The organism is Bradyrhizobium sp. SHOUNA76, assembly GCF_023006445.1.
Taxonomy (GTDB): Bacteria; Pseudomonadota; Alphaproteobacteria; order Rhizobiales; family Xanthobacteraceae; genus Bradyrhizobium.
Map to the genome: position 1 here is coordinate 1 of NZ_JALBHA010000900.1, position 1,331 is coordinate 1,331.

Genomic DNA, 1,331 nt, shown 5'->3' on the forward strand with positions numbered 1-1,331 from the left:
CCTATCCGCCGCCGCCCGGCGCCAGCGACCTGCCGGGCCTGGAAATCGCCGGTGAAGTCGTCGCCGTCGGCAGCAATGCCAAGCGGCACAAGATCGGCGACAAGGTGATGTCGCTGGTCGCGGGCGGTGGTTATGCGCAGTACTGCATCGCCCAGGACGCCCAGGCGATGAGCGTTCCGCCGGCGCTGTCGATCAAGGAAGCCGGCGCGCTGCCGGAAACCCTGATGACGGTCTGGCACAATGTGTTCGAGCGCGGCGGCCTGAAGGCCGGCGAGACGCTGCTGATCCATGGCGGCTCCTCCGGCATCGGCACCATGGCGATCCAGCTCGCGAAGGCATTCGGTGCGAAGGTGTTCGTCACCGTCGGATCGCAGGACAAGATCGATGCCTGTCTCAAGCTCGGGGCCGACCGCGCCATCAACTACAAGAGCGAAGACTTCGTCGCCGTGGTCAAGGAAGAGACCGACAAAGCCGGCGTCAATCTGATCCTCGACATGGTCGCGGGCGAGTATGTCGACCGCAACTACGATGCCGCCGCCGTCGACGGCCGCATCGTGCAGATCGCGACGCTGAATGGCCCCAAGGTCAGCGTCAACATCGCCAAGGTGATGGTCAAGCGCCTCACCCATACCGGCTCGACCCTGCGCCCCCGTAGTAATGCGGACAAGGCGGCGATGGTGGCCGCGATCGAAGCGAAAGTGATGCCGCTTTTGCGTGAAGGCCGCGTCAAGCCGCTGATGGACAGCACTTTCCCGCTGGAAAAGGCAGCCGACGCGCACCGGCGCATGGAAACCAGCGCACATATTGGCAAAATTGTGTTGGAGGTGTAGGCCCCCCGGCCCACTGGGCTGGCGGAAACCCTTTGATTTTCCTTGCTTTCGTGGCATCTATCGCGACGCACCGAACTGCTTCCGTTCGGGCTGAAATCGCCTTTTAGAATCGCCTTGTAGAGTCGCCTTGCACTCGAAGTTTGCGTCGAACGCGGAGAACTGACCTTGCGTCTGATCAGGTGCCTCGCGCCCATCGCGCTGGGCCTCATGATGCTCGTTGCCGCGTCCCCTGCACGCGCGCTCGACGCGGTCAGCGTCCGCGGTGACGCGCCCGCGATCGACCTCACCGGCGTGATCGAGCATCAGCGCAGCGATGCCGATCGCATTCAGGTCTCCACCGCGCCCGGCACCGACGGCATCGTCCGCCGCATTGAGGTGCGCGCCCGCGAGGGCGGCCAGAACTGGGTGGTGTTCGCGCTCGCCAACAACACCGACGACCAGCTCGACCGCCTGATCGTCGCTCCGCATTACCGCATCGTCTCCTCGGGGCTGCTGTGGCCC

General features: G+C 64.8%; 1 protein-coding gene and 1 pseudogene. Both read left to right on the top strand.

Annotated features, from left to right (window positions below):
* On the top strand, positions 1-830 hold an 830-nt coding region (locus MOV74_RS38385; protein ID WP_246932743.1), incomplete at its 5' end, for an NAD(P)H-quinone oxidoreductase.
* Positions 831-995: 165 nt separating this feature from the next.
* A pseudogene (locus MOV74_RS38390) lies at positions 996-1,331 on the top strand (sensor domain-containing phosphodiesterase); the annotation flags it as partial.